Raw genomic sequence first — 21,712 nt, forward strand, 5'->3', positions numbered from 1 at the left:
TAATAGACCGAGGGCTTGACCTCTCTTTCTACATGGTGATGATGATGACTTAATTCTCTGCAGTCTTCAGGGTTTTTTACCCTTATTTTTTTTCCGTCTCTACAAAGACGCAGTGGGATCACTGGGATACTATTCCTTTTTCCGTTGTTAAAACTCCGGGTTGCTAATCTGAGGGAATAGGAGCTGATTGCGTCTAATTTTCATCAATTCCGCAATAGGTGCATGGCAAAGCTCCCTCCCTACTCCCTCCGCTTCGCTGCGCCCACGATTTACCGTATAATCATTCAAAAGCTACTATGACGGCGTTGCGATCGCCTCGACGACCGTAAGGCTACCGATCTATTTCGGAATTCCCATAAGCTTGAGCTTGTGTCCTTGTAAAATCGCACAACTATCAGCAACTCTAAGCTAAAGCTATTAAAAATATTAAAGTTTTATAATATTAAAGTTTTGAGAAAGTTTTGAGGCGGTCGTCACAAGGGTAACTTTTTTCAAGATTATAGCCTCCTGTTTTACAGTCCTTAAACATTGCTTCGATACCACTGCGACATTTAAACGCTGTTACAGCTTGTTTCAATTTGGCGATATTGGTGAGTCAATACCAGTCTTCATCTTCGCCACTATTTCGATATTTTCGTTGCCCATAACCAGCGACATCAAAACAGCCCAATCCTTGCTGCTGATTTTAACTCCTGTCACATAAAAGCTCGTACCTGCGACTAAACCACCCTCACTCAACCGCTTAAATTCTTCTCCTTCTTCTTGAATATAGCGTCCCTGTTTTACTCTCAAAACACACCTTATGTTCTTTTCACACAGCCCACTTGCCAGCTTAACGATCGCAAATTCAGGCGTTTCCTAAAAGGACCATTTTATATTTTTTTAGCAGACCAAGAATGCTGCAGATTAAGCTTTGTTGTTCTCGGATGTTGCTACAGCCACAGCGAAGGCAATATCTGCTAGTACAACGGTCAAGCTCTCTTGTTCCCAATCAGGCTAATCATCAACAGATTTTTATCTCGCCACGGCGTTCTATCAATGGCGACCTTCAACTCTTGTTTCTTTTTAAATTGACTTCTCCAGATATATTTAAGCACAGGAAACCAAAGCTTTTCAATCTTGAGCAGAGGTAGCTTGAGAAATCGTTGAATAGAACGTCGTCCGCTCTCAAACATGATTGGGTATCGCATCAATTTCGCCAATAACTCAATACTCACTTGTTTATGGGTTGGGAGCAGAAAAACTAAAATAGTCACAGTCAAGTATTCGGTGTTTTTGAGCTGCTGTTGGAAACAAATTTGGTATGATTGAGGTAACATTTTTAACTGATGGGGCTTCTTAACAAGACTGACCCCATATTTTTTTACCAAAAATCGGTTCTAGCCCCGTCATCTGTATTGGTTGATATATTTTACCATAAGCTCAGGAGAGCTAGAAACGTTATATATTCCTGCGTCTCGGATTGATATAAAAAAAGAAAATTAATAGTGTAGGTTTTGTTTCTCAACCTAACCTACACTATTAATAATTTGTGTAAGGGGAATGTTTATTCCTAACTCTCATTCTTCACGACACGGAAGTTACGGAAATACGGATAACTGTTGTTTTCCTGATTCCTTCTTCTTTTTTGCTTATTCCTTCTTCTTTCAACCTCCCAATTCCTCGTTACTAATTCCCAAATGACTCGCTTAGCCACAACAATAGAAGCCATACTTTACCTAAAAGGTCAGCCAGTGTCGATCGCAGAAATTGCCGAGATTGCCAAGTGCGATCGAGCCGAAGCCGAAGACGCCATCATCGAACTCATGTCTGACTCGTCCCACCGCGACAGTGCATTAGAAGTCGTCGAAACCCCCACAGGATACAGCCTGCAACTCAGAGAAGAGTTTGCCAGTTTAATGCAAACTTTAATACCTCCAGAATTAGGTGTGGGAGCTTTGCGAACGCTGGCTGCGATCGCCCTCAAAGGCGGCATCGCTCAGCCAGACTTAGTTAACTTGCGAGGTTCAGGCGCTTACCAACAAGTGCAGGAACTTGTAGAGATGGGTTTCGTCCGCAAACGGCGACCGAGTGAGGGGCGGTCATATTGGTTACAAGTTACCGAGAAATTTCATCGGTACTTTCAAGTAGACCAACTGCCAAAACAATTGCAACTTGACTTTCAGGCAAATTTGTACCCAAGCAATGACGAGTAGTTTGAAGTAGAATGTAACCAGCCAGAAATTAAGAATCGCCAAATGGTTTTTCACCCTGACTTTGACACATCCAATGCCCAACAAACCGCAGTCAATCCACTGCTGAAGTACCTCCAACACCAATCCCCGGAGGTGCTAGCCCGCGTCGCCAAGTCTGTCAGCCCCGACATCAGAGAAATAATCTCTCATAACGTTCAAGGACTTGTCGGCGTTTTGCCTTCAGAAAATTTTAACGTCGAAATTACCACCGATCGCGAAAACTTAGCAGGTTTGCTAGCTTCAGCGATGATGACAGGCTATTTTTTGAGGCAAATGGAGCAAAGGATGCACCTCGAAGAAAATTTAGCAAGCACCAGCTCGATTCAACCAAACTCACCCAAAGACAAGTAAAAAGGTCAACGGGTTGGGGAAGCCAGAAAGATGAAAGTTGTTCAGAAAAATCCATAATCCTGAATCATGGAGGCACAGGGAATTAAGAAACCGGGCTGTTAACCGGCAATCCCTCGCGCTACACCGAGGATTTTGGTGAAAAAACCCGGTTACTGCTTCCAGGACTATAAAGCATCAGATTCATCTTCCATCCTCCACCCTTGCAACTAATACCAATTTCAAAAAAGAATGCAACTGCAGATAAGCTCCAAATCCTTATGCAGTAAGTCATTCTTAATTCTTTAATCGAAAATCGAAAATCGAAAATCGAAAATGGTATTACCCACCGGCGGAGCTACCCGATAGGGGAAAAGCACCCGGACGTACTTTAATATTCTGAACTTGACCCAAACGGTTAATTTCCAGTTCGAGTTCTTTGCCCACAACCGTGTTTTCCACCCGTTCTTGCACGTCACCGGGAGTGTTAACCGCAATTCCGTCAACTTTTTGAATGACATCTCCGGGACGCAAGTCTGCTTTTTGAGCGGGGGAATTTTCCACGACTCGCGCCACGGCTACGCCTTGATCGAGGGTAATTTTATTATTATCGAGCTGTTTGTTGAGTTCTGCCTTGGTGGCGGCAGTCAAGCTGACCATTTGAATGCCGAGATAGGGATGTTCGGCTTTACCTTTGGCGAATAGCTGATCGGAAACTCGTTTGGCGGTTTCGATCGGAATTGCAAATCCCAAGCCTTGAGCGTCCGCGCGGATAGCGGTATTGATGCCAATTACTTCGCCTTGGTCATTCAGCAGCGGGCCACCAGAATTGCCGGGGTTGATGGCAGCATCGGTTTGGATGAAGCGGACTCGCTTGTCGGGGATGCCGACTTGGGAACTCGATCGACCCGTAGCGCTGATAATGCCCACAGTCACGGTATTGTCGAGACCTAAAGGATTGCCGATCGCGATCGCCCACTGTCCCGGTACAATATTGTCCGATCGACCCAAAGCCACCTGCGGCAGTTCCTTAGCATTAATCTTAACCACAGCCACATCCGTCAGCGGATCGACTCCCTGCACCTTACCCTCAAACTCGCGGCCGTCTTTGAGCGTCACCTTAACAGTATCAGTCCCGGAGACAACGTGAGCATTAGTAACGATGCGGCCGTCAGAAGTGAGAATAAACCCGGAACCGGTACCTCTCTTGACTCGTTCTTCCGGCTGTGGCAAATTCTCCCCAAAAAACCGACGAAACAAAGGATTTTTGAATGCTTCCGGCACTTGATTCGCCACCTTGCTTGATGCGTCAATCCGCACTACAGCCGGGCCGACTTTTTCCGCTGCTTCAGCAATAAAATTGGGATTGCTGCGATCGACTGCCCGATTTTCCTGAACTGAAGGAGAGGGATACGGGGGGATTTGCTGGCGTACTACTGGCAAAACCAATCCGGTTTCCAGATTGTTTGAGCCTTGCAGATAGCGATTTCCCAACCATCCCATACCTCCGCCGATTGACAGCAGAGTCACATAAAGGGTCGCTTGCTTAAAAGATAAACTCATTTAATAACTCCCGCTAAATACCTCATCCCCGCAGACAGGTTCCGAATCAAGCATTTTTGTCTTGGCGACGGGAAGGAAGCGGGGCGGGGCGTACCGCTTCCTCAAGAACATAGCTGTTAACAGGCAGGCGCCCATCGGCATCACAGGCAATTTTGCCGGATTTGCCAAGAGCGAATCAAACTAATAATTCTCATCCTAACTTGGCTTAGCCTGGGATTTACAGTCTGGGGGGTGGCTAGAGCTTGTAAATATGCAATTTTACAGGATTTTAAAATTGTCAACTGTCCGAAATGAATACTTTTTTATGTACATAATGACTTTTAAACGCTTATTTCCGCTGATTTTTGCACTAATTTGGTCGATCGCACCCGTTGAGAAAACGGCGGCAAATACCGAAATCCCACCTGCAAATCTTCCTTTAGGTACACCTGTAGAAAACCCCGACCCCGCCCGCGATTGCCCGAGTCCGGCTATGTCTCGGTTGCGTCGCCACACTGTGGCCCAGGGCGAGACAATAGAAAGCATCGCGCGGCAGTACAATGTGATTCCTGCGGCGCTGATCGGGATAAATCCGACGTTGCGGGGCGGTGGAGTATCTGCTGGAAGTGCGATCATCATTCCTCCGTACAGTGGCATCGAGGTAGAAGTGCCTGCAGGCTCGAATTGGCAAAAACTGGCAGAAGCTTACAAAGTGCCCGCAGATTTGCTATTTGAGGCGAATGGGTGCAGGCCTTTGGGGAAAACGGTGTTTGTGCCAGCGGTGAATAGGTCGATCGGGCCTTCTATCAATCCCGATGCAACGCCATCGGTGCAAGGATTTCCGCTGCCTGCCCCAGCAGTAGCAGCTTTGCGTTACGGGCGGCAATTGCATCCGGCGCGGCGCGAATTTTTTTTCCACAGCGGCGTAGATTTTTTGGCGTCGGAGGGTACGCAGGTTTTGGCTGCAGGCGAGGGGACTGTCGCCTTTGCCGGGCCGCAGGGGGATTACGGGAATTTAGTGGTGGTGAACCATGAAGCGGGGAAGCAAACGCGCTACGCTCATTTGAAAGATATTGCGGTCAAAGTCGGTCAAAAAGTGGAGTCTGGAGAAGTTTTGGGAACTGTCGGGACGACGGGAAAACGGGACATTCCGCCATCTCATTTGCATTTTGAAGTTCGGTACAATTCGGGTTTGGGTTGGGTTGCTGAAGACCCGCTGCTTTATTTGCAAGCGACTATTAAAAAATAGGATTGTTAGTGTGCTGGGGGGTGACAACCCGCCCCAAATCCAGACTGGATAAGGATTGATTTGTGTTGTGGTTAAAAAAGATAGGCAGCAGAATTATTACACGATTGCCTATCCCAAAAAATATTTTACCAACATTTTACCAGGCTCAATTACAAAAACAACTGACGCAAACCCCGTTTATTTTACTCACAATCTTTTTGAACCTGATACAATCTGAGAAACAAGTAACGATCGCACTAATCGGGTTTCCATTAATCACTTATTGGTGAACAACTTATTGCCCGATCGCACATTTCTCTCAAATTCGATCGCCCATCAACCAAAAACTCGATCGCCCGTTTCCCAAAAAGTCGATCGCCCATAAACCAAAAATCCGATCGCACATTTCTCTCAAATTCGATCGCCCTGAAACCGACTGAAAATTTGTCTGCTTTGTGACACAGCCCGCCGGGGGTTGAAACCCCCGTCGAGAGAGCTAAAGTCGGTTGAAACCGACTGAAAATTCGCATGAAACCGATACACATCAACTAACTCTTCAGTCCTCTTTCAGAGGACTTTCGCTATGAGACAGGGGTTTCAACCCCTGGCGGACTCGGCAACGAACCAACTAGCCCCTGGCGCGGACTAAGGAATGAAAAATAAATAAGGTGACTAATAGAGCAATAGTTTAGCTTGGATCGAGGCTTCAGGGGTTTAATTGTGCAAGTTATTTATTTTTCATTCCTAACTAACGGACTAACAAATCAAATTCGATCGCCCATCCACAAAAAACCCGATCGCCCATCCACAAAAAACCCGATCGCCCATCCACAAAAAACCCGATCGCCCTTAAACCAACTCCACACCACACACCGCTCTACTGTCGAATTGAGTAGGGATCTGGGTTAATCCACCAGTGAGAAAAAAGTCAGGCAGAGCCCCGAATGAAGCGAATCCATTAGCGTTGTCTCTTATACCTGTAATGACAACACTACCCGATATTCCTGGCCTACCAGTAGCCGCAAAACCAAGATCATCACAGTCCCCAAAAGCGTTTGACTTATTTCGGATCTCAAAACTTACCGTACCACTCGGAGAGGAAATGGGAATGTTTTTAGTTTGTTTACCACTCCTTGTATTAAGTTCTACGAGTATATTGTTTAGTTTGTTTTGTGGATCGCAGTAGGTAACTTTGACTTCTGCCGTTTGTCCATAATTGAGAACTGAAGGGATGACTTCTGCGTTAAAGACTTGCTCCGAACAAGTTGTTGCTGGTTGAGGAGTAGTCGAAGGTTCGTCGCAAAAGTCTATCCCCAGAGACTTTCGGAGCTTAGGTAAAAAGTCTGTTTTAGAGGCTGTTGGCTCCTTTTTCTGAAATAAATCAATCAGTCCAGCAGTAGATGCAGCTATATCTAACTTCTTTCCTGTACCTTCTGCTAAGTCTCCTGCAAGTTCTCCTGATTTGGCCACTTTCTCAATTGCCTTTCCAAACAATTCTTGAATTACTGCACCAGCAACGTCTTTATCATCACCCGTAAGCGCTATACAACTGTAATTAACGACTTTTAACGCAGTCGATACTCCCTTCAATCCTAATCCAACAAGTTCAAGCGGAGCAAAGGCTAAACCACCAACGATTGCAACGTTAGCAGCAAAATCCACCACTCCACCCACTTTGTTAGCTCCTTCACAGAACTTTTTAAGGGACTCACAAGCTTTCGCAAAATCTGGATTGGTAGCTGGAGGAGAAGTAACTGGTGGCTCAGGAGTCGGAGATACTGGAGATGGCTCGGTTGGCACAGGAAAAGTTACAGAGTCAATAATCTGACCATCCTTGAGCCGCGATATAACACCTCGATCCTGCTTTCCAGTTTCTTTGCTCTGTTGATATTCAATTCGCGCCGTTTCATTAGACCCTTCAACAGTGATATCCGCACTTGTACCATCTCGACTCAAGCGCGTTGTACTACCACGAACACCCGTTGTGCGATTGGGTACAAATATAACTGACTCTACGAAACGTCCGTCAGCATCATCTTGAAAAACTACTGTATATTTGCTACCATCACTCGCCGGAAATTCCATCTGAAATCTGTTTTCAGATAGCTCTGTTACTTCCGGTAAATCAATTGTAACTTTATCTTCAGGACGCTCTGGTTCGACATCATAAGGTCTGAAACGACCTTTTAAATCATCTGGTGTTACTCCCAGAACAGTACCTAACAAAGTCCCTGTTGCAGCCACCTTAATATCCACAGCCGAACCACCAGAAGGCTGCACTTTCGACTCCAAAACAATATCTGATTCCTTAAGATTTGTACTAAGTCCGATAAAATCAATTGCTCTTTGAAAGTCGGTAATTAAGTCAAACGTAGGAGAGCCTAAAGCCGCCTCAGAGCGCAGAAAAAATATATCTTGACCCACACCACCAGTCAGAGTGTCATTGCCCCAATCGCCAATCAGGAAGTCATCGCCATCTTCCCCATTCACAATATCGTTATTGCGACCACCCCGCAAAAAGTCGTCTCCGCCTGCACCGAAGATTACGTCATCACCTGCGTTTCCGTTGACACCATCAGCACTTTCACCGCCCTGCAAGGTGTCTGCACCTTCACCGCCCAGCAGACCATTTTGGCCCGCACCGCCACTCAGAAAATCGTTTCCCAAGCCACCGTAGAGCAAATCAGCACCACCGAGGCCCTCAATTCGGTCATTTCCTTCGTCGCCATAGACGACATCCCCAGATTCCGAACCAGTAATCGAATCCGCACCGCCTAAACCCCGCAAACCGCCGATGAGAGTATCGAGCAAGCCGATCGCGATCGTAAATGTGTCGCTTCCCTCAGTTAAAATGTAAGCACTACCATCGCTCGAAAGTGAGCCATCGCTGACTTGAGAAGCCGATCGCCCGATATCCCCATCAACACTACCGGAGATAAAGTCCTTTCCCGTGTTACCATTCAAAAAGTCTGGCGCGATCGAACTTTCTAGCGTATCGTTGCTTCCCAAGCTAAAGATATTCTGGATATTCTGAGCATTCGATACCGTCTCTTGAGTCGTGGCTTTTTTCGAGCCACAGCCGCAATCCGCTTGATTCTTGGCGCTGCTACCGTTCAATATGTCATCGTTCTTGTCCAGCAAAGCTAAATTGTCAGGCATATACTGTTGCTTTGTGTTGGTGATTTAAGAAATCTACCTCACCTGTCTCATCTATGTCATGGCTGAAAAAGCCCGAAAAAGACTGAAAAAGCCCGAAGTTTCCTTAACTTTATATTTCTTCACTTAACCCATGCAGCCCAACGACGATCGCCCGTTGCAAGCCGTCCCTGACGATAACGAATTGCTGAAATTGGTCGATGGTCTAATATTTGAAAAAACAGGTAAACATCTCAACACGCTACAGCAGTTAGTGTTGCAGGGAATGTATGATGGCAAAACCTACGAAGCGATCGCCCGCGACACCCGCTACACTACAAAATATGTCCGAGAAGTCGGCTACAAGCTACTCAAAAGTCTCTCCGCAGTGATGAATGAAGAGATGCAAAAAGGCAATCTCAAAGCTGCGATCGATCGCAGAAATATTAGCAATACCTCAAACTTCGGCAGAGATTATATTCAATACGTCGAATACGTCCACACCCTCAATCTCAACCCCTGTCCTTCTTTGCCTAGCAAATCTAACAACGAATACGCCACTGAATCCAGCAGATTCACAACTCAGATCGAACGGCTCGAAATTGATGTAGCTGATGTCGTTTGTAAGTTGCACAGTCAAGGTATCGAACCCTGCAAAATCGCTCAGTTGCTTGGTCTGCCAGATGTGACGATAGAAACAATATTGCGTGAATTATCATAGCTAAGATGCGAGATATTTGTAGGGTGCGTCGCTGGGAGATTTTCTAGTTGATTTAGAGATTGTCGATCGCGACTAACCCTAGGATATAAAGTAAAATATAATTAATTATCTCGAAGTTCTTTTTCTTGCAAAAGTTGGGTAGCCCAAACCCGATCTTCTTCCGATAGAGACGGTACGGGTTCTCGCTCGTAATCGATCCGATAATCATAGCCAGCGCGATCGTAAACACCTGCAAATAATTCTGGTAAGTTAACAATAGGTTCTACATCTTCCTCGCGCAAGGGAAGCGGAAATATAGGTAGAGAATCGCGAAGATTAAAAGCATAAAGTTCGGCAAACGGACGGCGATTACTGGGACTGACCAAAACCCGATAATCGCTTTGAATAGAATTATTAAGAATGGGCATAGATTCCCATTTTCGTAGTAAATCGATTTCGACTAAATTGGTTAAACTACCTAAAATACTCTGGCGTTTTTTCAGATAAGTAATTCTTCCTTCTCCACTACGTTTGTTGACAGGAGAAAGAATCTCAATTGCAGTGACAACTTGTTTCGTTGCCATTTCTCGCACTTCCAAGTAAGTCTGTTTAATTTTTTCAGGAGCAGGCACTTTAACAGTAGTCGGAAGTGTTATACTTACAGTGGCAACTGAACCTGTAGGAATATTCGGGTTATTAGATTGACGCTTAATCGCGACATCGGGGATACCTACTAAAAGGGAGTCGCTGTTACTGTCATTTGGATCGGTAATTTCATAGATTCGTTTGTCGATTGCAACCTCATATTTAGGCCGAATTTGAGGCATGATGGTATCAGCGATCGCGATAATCAATCGATTGTGAGTTTCCTGCCAGAAATCGGGGTGTTCTAAGTAGGGGTCCATTCCAGGAAAAGGTGAAGGCATAGGACTGTTCTCCGATGTATTGACTCTCAAATCATTTTAGCATTTTAAATTTTGTAGGGTGCGTCGCTGCGAGATTTTCGAGTGTCCCTCAAAAGTAGGGACACGGCAATGCCGTGTCCCTCCAAAAGCAATGCCGTGTCCCTACAAGAGCGACGCACCCTACGGTATCTACAACAATGTCGTAAATATCAACTACAAAACAGCCGCCACAGTAGCCATCAGCAACCCTTGAAACAATTTGACCCCATCAGTTTCGCCCAACATCGGATCGGAAGCCCTCTCAGGATGCGGCATCATTCCTAATACATTGCCTTGGCGATTGCAAATACCGGCAATATTATTTAACGAACCGTTGGGATTCCCAGCATCGCTAATTTTGCCCGCCTCTGTGCAGTAGCGAAACAGCACTTGCTCGTGCTCTTCTAGTTCTGCTAATGTATCCGCATCAGCATAATAATTGCCTTCACCGTGGGCGATCGGCAAATCGATGATTTCACCCGTAGTATAAGCCGCAGTCCAACGAGTATTACCGCGTTCGACTTTCAAAGAAGCGCGATCGCAAATAAAATTCAATCCCGCATTCCGCACCAGAGCACCGGGCAACAAACCAGCTTCAGTCAACACCTGAAAACCGTTGCAGATGCCTAATACAAGCTTTCCTTGTTTAGCGTGTTCCGCCGTAGCCCGCATCGCCGGAGAAAAACGGGCGATCGCGCCGCACCGCAAATAATCTCCGTAACTGAAACCACCGGGAATTACAATGATATCAATATCCGAAATATCGGTATCTTCGTGCCAAATCATGCGAGTTGGTTGGTGCAGTAACCCTTGAGTCACCCACACCACATCGCGATCGCAATTTGAACCCGGAAAAACAATAACTCCAAATTTCATAAGCTCAAGGAAGAAGGAAGAAGGAAGAAGGAAGAGGGAAGAAGGAAGAAGGAAGAAGGAAGAAGGAAGAGGGAAGAAGGAAGAGGGAAGAGGTGTAAACTTAAGACTGAAATCTTATGTTTCTCTCGCTTGTATCTAAGTCTCGATCCCCCTAAATCCCCCTTAAGAAGGGGGACTTTGAGTGTTCCGAATCCCCGCTTTTTAACGAAGACTGTGAATGCTCTTGTCCCCGCTTTTTAGCAAAGACTTTCAGAACCCTCTTGTCCCCCCCTTATTAAGGGGGGTTAGGGGGGATCGAAGAGCTACGGGCGATCGAATTTAGGCCGCCGCTGTCTCCACAGCAACAGGAATTTCAGTCAAATCAAAGCGATAATTTTCAATCACTGGATTGGCCAAAAGTTGGTCGCAAACGCGATCGAGTTGTTCGCGGGCCTGGGACTCACCAGCAGCAGTCAGCGTCAATTCAACGTATTTCCCGATTCGCACACGCTCAACATTGTCGTATCCCATGTGTTGCAAACCAGACTGTACGGCAGTGCCGGCGGGATCTAAAACAGAAGGGCGGAGGGTAACATAGATTTGGGCAAGATATTTCTGAGTCACGGGAATGTTGCGGTAGGTGATGTGAAAGTTAGCCCCATTGTATTCTACAACCGAGCTGCGCGCCGATCGCCATTTGGTTCGCCCAAGTAAGATAGCCTAGAAACAGGGACAGATGTGATTCCAGCAGATTACACAAAAAAATTATGAGAACCAACCGCACCCGCAGTCAGGAGCGTATTTTACACTTGCTCAAGCACTTGAATCGATCGCTCTCAGCGCAAGATATCTACTTAGAACTGCGTAACAGCGACCAAAGCATGGGCCTAGCAACCGTTTACCGTTCCCTCGACGGTTTAAAGCGAGAGGGGTTCGTTCACGTCAGAACTCTCGCTAGTGGCGAGTCTCTCTACGGTGCCGCCCACCAAGACCAACACCACCTAACTTGTCTGGAATGTGGCGCGTCCATTACGATCGACGAATGCCCCGTCCACCACTTAGAAAGCCAACTACAACAATCTCATTCTTTCAAGATTTATTATCACACTTTGGAGTTTTTTGGATTGTGCGATCGATGTACTTTGGCTCAAGAATCTTAGGAGCGCGAATTAAATAACTTACAATTTTAATTGTTATTGTGGGATGGGCGTCCCGCCCGTCCACTCATGACGGGCGGGACGCCCATCCCACTTTCAAGAGTGGAAGTTATTTAATTCTCATTCCTTAGAGAAGTTATTAGTCATGAGTGATATCAATTCCGGTTGCACGAGCGAAATGATTGTTGACTGTTGATTGCTGAGTGTTGACCGAAAGCATCCAGGATACCCGCCACGTGATTCATTCCGAAAGCAGACTCAGGACCGGTGAAATAAAAAACCTGTATCCGATAAAGGAGCCCCCGAATTTATCGGTGGGGTCAATGCTTCAATTCTTTAATCTAAAATCTAAAATCTAAAATCGATTGACTGGGTGTTAAACCGCCGAGGCTGGTTTTGTTTGTGTAGGGACAGATTTCAACCTGTTGTTTTATTAACTAGCTCAAGGATGCAAAAACTCTAAATGGTCTCCTGGAATCGATCGCAATTTTGCAGCCGAGCCTTGCATTTTCAACCTACCCCGTTCTAACATGATAATCCAATCGGCGCGATCGATCACTCGCGGCCTGTGACTGATAAAAATCGTCGTTTTCCCGTGCCGATACATCAACAACTGTTCTAAAACTTCCGCTTCGCTTGCGGGGTCAAGCCCTGCGGTAGATTCGTCTAAAATCAATACGGGTGGGTTGTTGAGAATGGCGCGGGCGATCGCCAATCTCTGTCTTTGTCCGCCAGAAATATTCGCTCCAAACTCCCCTAAAACAGTTTGATATTTATCCGGCAATTGGCTAATAAATTCATCCGCGCCCGCAATTTTACACGCTTTCACAATCTGTTCAAAGCTGATATCTGGACTGCCCAATCGAAAATTTTCTAGAATCGAACGGCTCCAAAAATGCGCTTCTTGGGGAACCAATACTACCTGCTGTCTGAGACTGTCAAGAGACAAATCCTGCAAGTTGTAACCGCCTATTCTAATATTACCAGCTTGCAGCGGGTACAGACCAGCAATTACTTTGGCTAGCGTACTTTTTCCGCAGCCGGAATGGCCGATTAAAGCAATTGCTTGACCGCCGGGAAATGTGACAGAAAAATTTTCCAGCAAATCAAGTCTGCCGGGGTAGTGAAAATTAACACTCTTGCAAACAATACCGTCGCGGTCTTGAATAGTTACAAAAGGTTTATTCGTATTGTCTTTAGTTTCCGGTTCAGCATCGATCACTTCCGACAGCCTTTGAGTTGCTGTCTGCACGCGAGTCATTTCATCAGTAAATCCTACTAGCGAATTTACCCAATTAGTAACGTTTTGATTCATACTAATAAACGCTAGCAACTGACCGATACTCAATACCTTGTCAATCACTAAACCGCTACCAAGCCACAGCAGAGTAATGCTGCCAGCAGAGGCAACAAAACTCGAAAATATATTGTTGAGAATGCCAATTTGTGTAGTGCGGAAAGTCAGCTTTGCTAAGCGACCGAAGCGGGTTTGAAATTCTTCCCAAAGTTGCTGGCCGCTGCTAGTAGTTTTGACCGTCAGCGCGCCTTTAAAAGTTTCTACTAAAACGCCTTGAGTTTCGGCTTCCAACACCAATAAACTGCGCGTTTTTTGCTGCAATGCGGGCAGAAATACCACTGTAGAGGCAGTCATTAACAGAGCTATAGCTGTAGCGGCTAACGTCAGCTCCTTGCTGTAAAATAACATAAAAATAAAAGAAACTACAGCTATAAAAAATTGACTAGGCAAGCTGATAGCGACTTGAGAAACTAATTTATTGATTTCTTGGATATCTTGTAATCTACTGACAATTTCGCCACTGCGTCTAGTTTCGTAAAAACTCAAAGGCAATCGCAGGAATTTGCGCGCGAATTCCATCACCAATCCCAATTCTAAACGCTGGGAAAACTGAGCAATTAAGTTCGATTGTACCAATCCTAAACTGCTGCTAAAAAGGTTCATAACTATAACTGCGATCGCCACGCTTGCCAGGAGTTGTCTGTCTCCCCGCACCAGGATGTCGTCGGTGAGCATTTGAACTAGAAAAGGCGAAGAAATTGACAGCAAACCCAACACTGCATTTAGCAAAAATGCTTCCATTAAAAGCGGGCGATAAATCCCAATCCGGCGCATCCATTTTTCTAAAGAATTGGCGGGCGGTTGACCCTCTGCTGCTGCAAAAAACCGCTCAGCATCGGGTTCTACTAGCAAGCACAGCCAATCTGTCCAAGCTGCTGCTAATTCTGCTTTAGAAACATAGCGCATACCGACGGCTGGATCGCCGATCGCATATTGGTTGCCCTGTTTTCCGTACAAAACAACCCAGTGAGAGCCGCTCCAGTGAATAATCATCGGTAGAGGGGCATCATCGAGCTTGTCTAAAATTGCAGCGGCTGCTCGCACCGATCGAGCATTAAAGCCGATCGCCTCAGCACCTTGTTTCAAGCCAAGTAAACTCGTCCCTTTTTGGTCGGTGCCCGCACATTCTCGCAAGCGGCTAATAGTAAAATTTTGTCCGTAAAATTTCGCGATCGAAGCCAAACAAGCCGCCCCGCAATCTTCTTCGCTCTGCTGGAGAACAACCTGATATTTCTTAAACCTGTTAACTTGTCCGAATAATGGCACTTTGCCGATCAAAGGGATGTTCTTTAACATTTTGCAAAATGAATAATGGTAGAGCATAAAGAAGATTACTCATCACCAACTACCCAATCAGCAAAAAGCACCCATAAAGTTATGGGTGCTTTCTCGATTCCACAGTTATAAATCTGAATTGACTAGCACTAAACTTTAGTAGTAGGCGTAGCGGACTACTCTTCTGTATGAACCGTCGTAATTCCGGCGGTACACGACCCAACTGCGCCGCTGCCGGTGACAATTGTATCGATTGGCATAATAGTGACCGCCGTTGACGCTAGCTGATTCTTCAGATGTAAGTTCAGCAAACAGTGAATTGTCCTTTGTTTCTTTCATGATTGGACTCCGTTTAACTTAATAAAATTGAAGGAAAACTAGAAATATTATTTAATTTCTAGACCCTAGTGTAAATACTGAGTAATACTTCTTGTGGTTCTGTACGACCTCCGGAATACTACTGATAAAATTTCAAAATTTACTCGATCGCACAACTTGACTCAGCTATCTAAACCACTAGGGTTGGGTAAGGGCGATCGCGGCTCGGATCGTACAGATAAAACTGCCTAGGCGGTGGCAGGAAAAACAGCATATTCAGGCCATAGCTGCTGCTGTTATCCGTCTCGCTGTTGTTATTAGCGCTACTAACACCGCTGGTAATGCAGCCACCGTTGACAGTAGCAGATTCTCCATCGGTTAGTTCGATGAAGAGTGAACCTTGTTGGTTTTCTGGCATAAATAACTCCTATTGATACCTATGTACTTACTTACTACCTACGCATACAGTAAAAACCCGGTAACAGCGCCAAAAGTTATGGCGGAAACGCCGTATTTTCATGACCGCGAATTTCTTCATGTGATACCCGCCACGTGATTTATCCGTGCAATCAATCCCAAATCGAAAATCCTCAAGAAAGAGCATTTATCTCGCGCAAGTCAATCCAAAATCTAAAATCTAAAATCTAAAATCGAATGACAGTAGCCCGCTGGCTTCACTCCTCTTGATATTTGGCGAACTTTGTGGGTGGGAACGGCAAAGCTGTGCGGATTTTTACCTTTACCCTGTGAATTTTGATTTAGACTTCTAAACCTATTCTTGGTTTCCGGAAAGGTGAGAGTAAAAGTGACAAAAGAAATCAGCGATCTCTCCCTCTTCCCCAACTCAAAACTCCAAACTCCAAACTATTCCCCTCTCCCCCTTGCCGCCATGTCTCTGACTCCCGAAGCCACACCCGCTGAAACCTTTGATAACGACCAGTTTTTGCCCCCTGTCAGCCGCTGGACGACTTTGGGGGGCATTTTGATGGTGGCGACCTTTGGCGGGGCGATCGCCCTTGCTAGCGTCACCAAATACAGCGCTACAGTCAAAGCAGACGCGATCGTCCGTCCAGCCGGAGAAGTGCGCGTCGTGCAAGCCGCCACCGAAGGAACCGTCGAAAGCATTGCTGTCAGCGAGAATCAGAGAGTACAAGAAGGAGATGCGATCGCAGTTGTAGATGCTTCGCGTTTGGGCGCTCAACAACAGCAGTTACAAGAAATAATTAATCAGTCTCAAACCACAGCACAGCAAATCAACCAGCAACTTCGCGACTTAGAAAATCAAATTTTGGCCAGCGCCCAATTTAAAAGCATCCAAAGTGAAACTTCCGCCCAACAGGAATTAATCGAATCCGCTTTAGTAAAAATCGCCACACCGCTGCCGGATGTCGCCGAGAGACTGGGCCGAAGTCGGCGGGTTTTGCTCGTCAAGCGATCGTCCATTCAACAACAATTAATTCAAGCTAAAAAAGAACTAAATCAAATTGAGTTAAAACTCGAAAATAGCGTGATCCGCACGCCCACGGATGGTACAATTCTCAGATTGGAAGTACGAAATACTGGTCAAACCGTACAAGCCGGCAGTGCGATCGCCCAAATCGTCCCCAGCGACGTACCCCTGGTAGTCAAAGCCAAGGTGACATCCCAAGACATCGCCCGCATCCAAATCGGTCAACCCGTACAGATCAGGATTTCGGCTTTACCTTTCCCCGATTACGGCACATTAAAAGGCACTGTCAGCGAAATCGCCCCAGATGCGATCGCCCCTCAAAATCCCACTAATAATTTAGGTACAGCTTATTACGAAGTGGCAATTAAGCCCGAACAAACTTATTTAACAAAACTCAAATCCGCCAAGGGCCAATTCTTCGGCAACCCCCAGGCTAATGTCCCCCGCCAGTATTCGATTCAATCGGGAATGGAAGGCAGAGCCGATATTATTACCGGCGAAGAAACTATTCTGACATTTGTTTTGCGGAAAGCAAGGTTGCTGACAGATTGGTAATTAGTCAGTTGTCAGTTGTCAGTCGTCAGTTGTTAGTTGTCAGTCAACAGTCAGCAGTCAGCAGTCAGCAGTCAACCGCCAGAAAATTAGTGGCTCTGAAATTGAAATAACGTGTCAATATAGAAATGTGAGTTCAATTCTATTCTTTCCTCATGGGCAAACAGCGCGTTCTTTCTGGAGTTCAGCCAACCGGCAATCTTCACCTAGGCAATTATCTCGGTGCCATTCGCAACTGGGTAGAAAATCAAAGTCAGTACGAAAATTACTTCTGCGTAGTCGATTTGCACGCAATTACCGCACCGCACAATCCAGCAACTCTAGCCTCCGACACTTACACGATCGCCGCACTCTATTTAGCTTGCGGCATCGATTTAGAATATTCTACTATTTTCGTGCAATCCCACGTCACGGCGCACACAGAACTAGCATGGCTGCTCAACTGTATTACGCCGATTAACTGGCTCGAAGATATGATTCAGTTTAAAGAAAAAGCAGTTAAACAAGGCGAAAATGTCAACGCTGGTTTGCTAAATTATCCGGTGTTAATGGCAGCAGACATTTTGCTTTACGATGCCGACAAAGTGCCAGTGGGAGAAGACCAAAAACAGCATTTGGAACTCACCCGCGATATTGTCATCAGATTAAATCACCAATTCGGCACACCCGAAAAGCCCGTATTGAAACTTCCCGAACCCTTAATTCGGACTGACGGTGCGAGGGTGATGAGTTTGACAGATGGCACGCGCAAAATGTCGAAATCTGACCCTTCCGAACAAAGTCGAATTAATTTATTGGATTCGCCAGATGCGATCGCCAAAAAAATCAAGCGCTGCAAAACCGATGCCGTGCGCGGTTTGACTTTTGACGACCCCGATCGCCCCGAAGCTAGAAATTTGCTGACACTTTATCTCCTGCTTTCCGGCAAATCTAAAGAAGAAGTAGCAGCGGAGTGTGAAAACATGGGTTGGGGAGATTTTAAACCCTTGCTGACAGAGACGACAATTAATGCCCTCAAACCAATTCAGGATAAATACAAGGAAATAATGGACGATCGGGGATATTTAGAGTCTGTACTACGTCGTGGAAGAGAACAAGCAGAAGCTATTGCTAATCAAACTCTAACTAAGGTTAAGACAGCTTTCGGTTATTCTTTACCTGTTTAGTGGTTTGTGGTTAGTTGTTATTGGTTACTGGTTAAGAATAACAACTGCCAACTGTCAACTAACAACTGTCAACTGTCAAATAACAAATAACCAATAACAGAAAAATAATCATGAACCGTTTTCGCACAGCCTGCACCACCCCCGGAGAATTTATAATTACCGCCGAAGTGGCCCCGCCAAAAGGTGGCGACATGACTCACACAATTCAAATGGCCCAACGCCTCAAAAACAGAGTGCACGCCATTAATATCACCGACGGGAGTCGCGCAGTGATGCGAATGTGCCCCCTAGCAGTTTCGGCAATTTTAGTGCAGCACGGAATTGAGCCAATTTGTCAAGTTGCTTGTCGCGATCGCAATCAAATTGGTCTGCAAGCCGATCTCATGGGAGCCCACGCTTTAGGCATCCGCAATGTATTAGCACTTACAGGCGATCCCGTCAAAGCGGGCGACCATCCTAAAGCAAAAAGTGTATTCGACTTGGAATCAGTACGACTGTTGCAAGTCATTCAAAAAATGAATGGCGGCAAAGACTGGAATGACAAACCTTTAACAGACGGATTTACCGATTTATTTGTCGGTGCTGCCGTCGATCCGCAATGCCCCAGTTGGTCTGGTTTGCAAAGTAGATTTGAGAAAAAAGTAGAGGCTGGAGCACAGTTTTTTCAGAGTCAATTAATAACAGATTTTGAACTTTTAGATAAGTTTATGCACAATATTGCTGCGGGCTGCAACAAGCCAGTTTTAGCAGGAATATTTTTGTTTAAATCAGCTAAAAATGCTGAATTTATTAAAAAATACGTGCCGGGAGTTCACATCCCACAAGAGACGATCGATCGTTTAGCAAAAGCTCCAGAACCCTTGCAGGAAGGCATAAAAATTGCTGCCGAACAAGTCAAGCTAGCGCGGCAGATTTGTCAAGGAGTTCACATGATGGCCGTCAAACGAGAAGATTTAATTCCTCAAATTTTGGATTTGGCGGGAATCGAGCCACTAAGCTAAAATTAACCCACGGGGCGGGTTTGAGCAACCATCAATGTTCTAAAACTAACGATCTCGTAAACCCGCCCACCCCGCTACCATTTTGAACATCAATAAAAAAATCATGCTTCAAACTGTAGACAATCCAACAATTTCTCCTGCGGCCGAACAGCGTTTTACTTGGCGCGGTTTGACATGGCATCAATTCAAAGCAATTCAAGCTAGTTTTGAAGACGTGCCGAATGTACGCTTATTTTATTGTGATGGAGTTCTAGAAATTGTGGGAATCAGTAAACCTCACGAGGCAACTCGATGTCTGATTGCAGCGCTACTGAGCAATTTTTTTCAATTTAATAGAATACAATTTTTTCCGAGTGGCAGTTACAGTCAAATTGTTGAGGGGAAAGTCGAGTATCAGGCAGATTTGTCTTATTGTTTCGGAACAGATAAAGATGTTCCCGATTTGTGTATTGAGGTAGTCATTACTAGCGGTAGTCCGATTAAACTTCAGAAATATCGACTGATGGGAGTCCCGGAAGTCTGGTTTTGGGAAGATGGCACTCTAGAGCTTTACCATCTGCGAGAGGAAGGTTACGATCGCATTGCTAGCAGCGAAATACTGCCGGAGTTAGAGTTGTCTTTGCTGAAGCGCTGTATTTTGTTTGCTTCGCCTTTGGATGCGCTTGAGGAATTTTCTAGAGGAATGGGCGATCGGGAAAATTAATCGACCAACTACTTTTGAAATAGCTCGATCGACTAAACGGTTATTAAATAGGAGCAACTGGCAATGACTGACTCAGAAATACTTAATTCTGATACCATTAAAACACTAAATACTAGCATATCCGAAGTTACAGTTTACACCGATCGCGCTTTGGTGACGCGCCGCGGTACGGTATCTCTGACGGGAAACGAGCGAGAATTGGCGATCGCCTCTGTACCCGCAACCCTCGACACAGAGTCAGTCAGGGCCACGGGTGCGGGTACAGTTGCAGTGCGATTGCTGGGAGTGCGAACCGAAACAGTGTTTAGCAGCGAACCAGTGGGCGATCGCACCGCCGAATTAACCCAACAAATTCAGGAGTTACAAACCCAAAGACGGGGAATTAACGACAAAATAACCGCCAGAAAAATTCAGCTCAAATTTGTGGAAGGTTTGAGCGAAAAAAGCGTCGGATTCTTTTCCAGCAGCATCGCCAAACAGCAGGTAGGTTTAAACGAAACTGGCGAATTGCTCAACTTTTTAGGAACTAATTACCTAAAATACATAAGTGCGATCGCCCAACACGAAAAACAGCAGCGCGAATTAGACAAGCAAATAGAAGCTTTGCAGCAACAGTTGCGCCAAGTACAAACTCCCCATTCTCAGCAAAGCTTTAACATCATTGTTGCCATTGAACCCAGCGGCATCGGCAATTTTGAACTAGAAGTTTCCTATGTAGTCATGCGAGCCCGTTGGACTCCCCTTTACGACTTGCGAGTCAACACTAACAACAACCAAATTAATCTCAATTACCTAGCCGAAGTCAATCAAAATACAGGCGAAGATTGGACGGGAGTAGCGCTGACTTTATCTACAGCAAAACCCGGAATGGGAATGCTACCCCCCAAATTAGAATCCTGGTATATCGATATTCTTCGCTCAAAATCGCCTCCAGCAGAATTTCACAGAGCGGGAATGACAAGAAGTATGGCATCATACGATTCTAAATCAGGTGCAAACGAAGTAGCATTAGCCATGATGACTGAGCCTAGTGTTTCTGCAGCACCCGAACCCATAGAAGCTCAAACCGCCACAGCCCAAATATCGAAAGAAGGCGGCACCGTCTCATTTCAAGTAGGCGGAAATACCAAGATTCCCAGCGACGGCACACCGCACAAAGTTACTATTTTCGGCGAAAATTATCCGTTTAAACCTGAATATATAGCCGTCCCGCGATTAGTCAGTTTTGCCTATTTGCAAGCAGTTGTTGTGAATCCGCTGACAGGTGCAACTCTGCTTCCCGGTAAAGCAAATATCTTTCGCGATAACACTTTTGTCGGCAGTTTGCAGTTAGAAAATGTTTCCCCCGGCCAAGAATATAAACTGAATTTAGGAATAGATGAACGGTTAAAAATAGAGCGGGAATTAGTAGAAAGACAAGTAGATAAAAAACTGATCGGTCAGCAGAGGCGCACGAGTTACGCTTATCGCTTAAATGTGACAAACTTGCAGCAGGTGCAGGTACACCTGACACTACAAGAGCAATTGCCAGTCAGCCGCAATGAACAAATTAAAGTGCGATCGACTCTCACTAATCCGAAGATAGTAGCAGGTGAAATGGGACTGCTAGAATGGATAATGTCTCTGCCGCCGCAAGCAAAGCAAGAGTTATATTACCAGTTTGTTGTCGAACATCCTCCCGACTTAACTGTCACGGGTTTAGATATTTAATATTAAGTAGGTAAAAAGTTGTTTCTAATCAGGACTAAAGTCCTGATTCGTCACCACG

General features: G+C 45.5%; 21 protein-coding genes. 10 read left to right on the forward strand and 11 right to left on the reverse strand.

From position 1 onward, the window contains the following. Positions 1 to 573 precede the first annotated feature (573 nt). Positions 574 to 792, reverse strand: coding sequence for a hypothetical protein (locus QT973_RS15290; protein ID WP_333055486.1), 219 nt, complete (start codon positions 790 to 792; stop codon positions 574 to 576). Positions 793 to 971: 179 nt separating this feature from the next. Next, a complete protein-coding gene (locus QT973_RS15295) occupies positions 972 to 1,370 on the reverse strand; it encodes a hypothetical protein (RefSeq protein ID WP_333055485.1) in 399 nt (132 codons plus the stop codon). A gap of 309 nt (positions 1,371 to 1,679) precedes the next feature. Here QT973_RS15295 and scpB point away from each other — a divergent pair, with 309 nt between their 5' ends. Beyond that, positions 1,680 to 2,195, forward strand: coding sequence for an SMC-Scp complex subunit ScpB (gene scpB, locus QT973_RS15300; protein WP_333055484.1), 516 nt, complete (start codon positions 1,680 to 1,682; stop codon positions 2,193 to 2,195). A gap of 42 nt (positions 2,196 to 2,237) precedes the next feature. Continuing rightward, a complete protein-coding gene (locus QT973_RS15305) occupies positions 2,238 to 2,585 on the forward strand; it encodes a DUF760 domain-containing protein (protein WP_006635907.1) in 348 nt (115 codons plus the stop codon). 318 nt (positions 2,586 to 2,903) lie between these two features. On the opposite strand, the gene QT973_RS15310 is transcribed toward QT973_RS15305, so the two are convergent. Further along, complete coding sequence (locus QT973_RS15310; protein WP_333055483.1) at positions 2,904 to 4,124, reverse strand: HhoA/HhoB/HtrA family serine endopeptidase; 1,221 nt, start codon at positions 4,122 to 4,124, stop codon at positions 2,904 to 2,906. 304 nt (positions 4,125 to 4,428) lie between these two features. Between QT973_RS15310 and QT973_RS15315 the strand changes: the two genes are divergently transcribed. After that, complete coding sequence (locus QT973_RS15315; protein WP_333055482.1) at positions 4,429 to 5,352, forward strand: M23 family metallopeptidase; 924 nt, start codon at positions 4,429 to 4,431, stop codon at positions 5,350 to 5,352. A gap of 251 nt (positions 5,353 to 5,603) precedes the next feature. Here QT973_RS15315 and QT973_RS15320 read toward each other — a convergent pair whose 3' ends face one another. Continuing rightward, the gene (locus QT973_RS15320) at positions 5,604 to 5,861 is read right to left on the reverse strand and encodes a hypothetical protein (RefSeq protein ID WP_333391648.1); all 258 of its coding nucleotides are present in this window, start codon (positions 5,859 to 5,861) and stop codon (positions 5,604 to 5,606) included. Positions 5,862 to 6,180: 319 nt separating this feature from the next. After that, a complete protein-coding gene (locus tag QT973_RS15325; RefSeq protein WP_333391650.1) occupies positions 6,181 to 8,490 on the reverse strand; it encodes a calcium-binding protein in 2,310 nt (769 codons plus the stop codon). A gap of 130 nt (positions 8,491 to 8,620) precedes the next feature. Between QT973_RS15325 and QT973_RS15330 the strand changes: the two genes are divergently transcribed. Next, positions 8,621 to 9,187: a hypothetical protein gene (locus tag QT973_RS15330; RefSeq protein ID WP_333055479.1), complete on the forward strand. Its 567-nt coding sequence runs from the start codon at positions 8,621 to 8,623 to the stop codon at positions 9,185 to 9,187. A gap of 101 nt (positions 9,188 to 9,288) precedes the next feature. Here the strand turns inward: QT973_RS15330 and QT973_RS15335 are convergent, their stop codons facing one another. From QT973_RS15335 to purS, 3 genes are all read right to left on the reverse strand, one after another. Beyond that, entirely contained in the window at positions 9,289 to 10,092 is an 804-nt protein-coding gene (locus tag QT973_RS15335; RefSeq protein WP_333055478.1) for a DUF4058 family protein, read from the reverse strand. 192 nt (positions 10,093 to 10,284) lie between these two features. Continuing rightward, positions 10,285 to 10,986: a phosphoribosylformylglycinamidine synthase subunit PurQ gene (purQ, locus tag QT973_RS15340; RefSeq protein WP_333055477.1), complete on the reverse strand. Its 702-nt coding sequence runs from the start codon at positions 10,984 to 10,986 to the stop codon at positions 10,285 to 10,287. 318 nt (positions 10,987 to 11,304) lie between these two features. After that, entirely contained in the window at positions 11,305 to 11,589 is a 285-nt protein-coding gene (gene purS, locus QT973_RS15345) for a phosphoribosylformylglycinamidine synthase subunit PurS (protein ID WP_333055476.1), read from the reverse strand. A 143-nt stretch (positions 11,590 to 11,732) separates the two neighbouring features. On the opposite strand from purS, the gene QT973_RS15350 reads away from it, so the two are divergent. Beyond that, on the forward strand, positions 11,733 to 12,125 hold the full coding sequence (locus tag QT973_RS15350) for a Fur family transcriptional regulator (protein ID WP_333055475.1): 393 nt from the start codon (positions 11,733 to 11,735) through the stop codon (positions 12,123 to 12,125). 439 nt (positions 12,126 to 12,564) lie between these two features. Here the strand turns inward: QT973_RS15350 and QT973_RS15355 are convergent, their stop codons facing one another. From QT973_RS15355 to QT973_RS15365, 3 genes are all read right to left on the reverse strand, one after another. Then, on the reverse strand, positions 12,565 to 14,775 hold the full coding sequence (locus tag QT973_RS15355) for a peptidase domain-containing ABC transporter (RefSeq protein ID WP_333055474.1): 2,211 nt from the start codon (positions 14,773 to 14,775) through the stop codon (positions 12,565 to 12,567). A gap of 135 nt (positions 14,776 to 14,910) precedes the next feature. Beyond that, the gene (locus QT973_RS15360; protein WP_333055473.1) at positions 14,911 to 15,093 is read right to left on the reverse strand and encodes a hypothetical protein; all 183 of its coding nucleotides are present in this window, start codon (positions 15,091 to 15,093) and stop codon (positions 14,911 to 14,913) included. A gap of 169 nt (positions 15,094 to 15,262) precedes the next feature. Then, complete coding sequence (locus QT973_RS15365; RefSeq protein WP_333055472.1) at positions 15,263 to 15,490, reverse strand: secretion protein HlyD; 228 nt, start codon at positions 15,488 to 15,490, stop codon at positions 15,263 to 15,265. Positions 15,491 to 15,877: 387 nt separating this feature from the next. Between QT973_RS15365 and QT973_RS15370 the strand changes: the two genes are divergently transcribed. The 5 genes from QT973_RS15370 (at position 15,878) to QT973_RS15390 (ending at position 21,654) form a co-directional block, all read left to right on the forward strand. Continuing rightward, the gene (locus tag QT973_RS15370) at positions 15,878 to 17,077 is read left to right on the forward strand and encodes an HlyD family efflux transporter periplasmic adaptor subunit (RefSeq protein WP_333208989.1); all 1,200 of its coding nucleotides are present in this window, start codon (positions 15,878 to 15,880) and stop codon (positions 17,075 to 17,077) included. Between the two features lie 152 nt (positions 17,078 to 17,229). Then, the gene (gene trpS, locus QT973_RS15375; protein WP_333055470.1) at positions 17,230 to 18,240 is read left to right on the forward strand and encodes a tryptophan--tRNA ligase; all 1,011 of its coding nucleotides are present in this window, start codon (positions 17,230 to 17,232) and stop codon (positions 18,238 to 18,240) included. 110 nt (positions 18,241 to 18,350) lie between these two features. Then, positions 18,351 to 19,241 carry a methylenetetrahydrofolate reductase gene (locus QT973_RS15380; protein ID WP_333055469.1) on the forward strand — a complete coding sequence of 297 codons (891 nt, stop codon included), beginning with the start codon at positions 18,351 to 18,353 and terminating at the stop codon, positions 19,239 to 19,241. A 103-nt stretch (positions 19,242 to 19,344) separates the two neighbouring features. Further along, positions 19,345 to 19,944, forward strand: a complete 600-nt coding sequence (locus tag QT973_RS15385) for a Uma2 family endonuclease (RefSeq protein ID WP_333055468.1) — start codon at positions 19,345 to 19,347, stop codon at positions 19,942 to 19,944. A gap of 63 nt (positions 19,945 to 20,007) precedes the next feature. Next, a complete protein-coding gene (locus QT973_RS15390) occupies positions 20,008 to 21,654 on the forward strand; it encodes a mucoidy inhibitor MuiA family protein (protein ID WP_333208992.1) in 1,647 nt (548 codons plus the stop codon). Positions 21,655 to 21,712: the final 58 nt, after the last annotated feature.

This window comes from Microcoleus sp. Z1_A1 (assembly GCF_036700305.1).
Taxonomy (GTDB): domain Bacteria; phylum Cyanobacteriota; class Cyanobacteriia; order Cyanobacteriales; family Microcoleaceae; genus Microcoleus.

Coding starts and splice junctions, on each gene's coding strand:
- QT973_RS15305 (WP_006635907.1), top strand. CDS start 2,238: ATGGTTTTTCACCCTGACTTTGACACATCCAATGCCCAACAAACCGCA.
- QT973_RS15320 (WP_333391648.1), bottom strand. CDS start 5,861: ATGCGAATTTTCAGTCGGTTTCAACCGACTTTAGCTCTCTCGACGGGG.
- QT973_RS15350 (WP_333055475.1), top strand. CDS start 11,733: ATGAGAACCAACCGCACCCGCAGTCAGGAGCGTATTTTACACTTGCTC.
- QT973_RS15365 (WP_333055472.1), bottom strand. CDS start 15,490: ATGCCAGAAAACCAACAAGGTTCACTCTTCATCGAACTAACCGATGGA.
- QT973_RS15315 (WP_333055482.1), top strand. CDS start 4,429: ATGTACATAATGACTTTTAAACGCTTATTTCCGCTGATTTTTGCACTA.
- purQ (WP_333055477.1), bottom strand. CDS start 10,986: ATGAAATTTGGAGTTATTGTTTTTCCGGGTTCAAATTGCGATCGCGAT.
- QT973_RS15325 (WP_333391650.1), bottom strand. CDS start 8,490: ATGCCTGACAATTTAGCTTTGCTGGACAAGAACGATGACATATTGAAC.
- QT973_RS15310 (WP_333055483.1), bottom strand. CDS start 4,124: ATGAGTTTATCTTTTAAGCAAGCGACCCTTTATGTGACTCTGCTGTCA.
- QT973_RS15330 (WP_333055479.1), top strand. CDS start 8,621: ATGCAGCCCAACGACGATCGCCCGTTGCAAGCCGTCCCTGACGATAAC.
- scpB (WP_333055484.1), top strand. CDS start 1,680: ATGACTCGCTTAGCCACAACAATAGAAGCCATACTTTACCTAAAAGGT.
- QT973_RS15360 (WP_333055473.1), bottom strand. CDS start 15,093: ATGAAAGAAACAAAGGACAATTCACTGTTTGCTGAACTTACATCTGAA.
- QT973_RS15385 (WP_333055468.1), top strand. CDS start 19,345: ATGCTTCAAACTGTAGACAATCCAACAATTTCTCCTGCGGCCGAACAG.
- trpS (WP_333055470.1), top strand. CDS start 17,230: ATGGGCAAACAGCGCGTTCTTTCTGGAGTTCAGCCAACCGGCAATCTT.
- QT973_RS15390 (WP_333208992.1), top strand. CDS start 20,008: ATGACTGACTCAGAAATACTTAATTCTGATACCATTAAAACACTAAAT.
- QT973_RS15335 (WP_333055478.1), bottom strand. CDS start 10,092: ATGCCTTCACCTTTTCCTGGAATGGACCCCTACTTAGAACACCCCGAT.
- QT973_RS15380 (WP_333055469.1), top strand. CDS start 18,351: ATGAACCGTTTTCGCACAGCCTGCACCACCCCCGGAGAATTTATAATT.
- QT973_RS15355 (WP_333055474.1), bottom strand. CDS start 14,775: ATGTTAAAGAACATCCCTTTGATCGGCAAAGTGCCATTATTCGGACAA.